Annotated in this window: 1 pseudogene; it reads right to left on the bottom strand. The window is 73.4% G+C overall.

The annotated features are described in order from the left end of the window. Positions 1–278, bottom strand: a pseudogene (locus tag G6028_RS17380) (FAD-binding oxidoreductase); the annotation flags it as partial.

Genomic DNA, 278 nt, shown 5'->3' with positions numbered 1-278 from the left:
CCGAAGGGGACCATCGCGACCCCCTCGCGTCCGCACCACGCCAGCAGGGCCGCCACCTCGTCGTCGTCACGTGGTGCGACCACCGCGTCGGGGCAGTCCACCTCGGGACGCAGCCGCCAGGACAGCAGATCGGGTGTCGATTTGCCCCTGGCCCGGGGCAGCCGCTGGGTGTCCGCGGTGGAGAGGTTGCCCTCCCCCACGATGTCGGCGAGGGCCGTCAGGTCGGCGTGGGTCAGTCGGGACGGGGAGGCCACCACGGCGGCCGGATCGAAGTGCAG

This window comes from Dietzia cercidiphylli, from assembly GCF_014145145.1.
Taxonomy (GTDB): domain Bacteria; phylum Actinomycetota; class Actinomycetes; order Mycobacteriales; family Mycobacteriaceae; genus Dietzia; species Dietzia natronolimnaea.
This window is presented reverse-complemented; position numbering and strand designations above follow the sequence as displayed.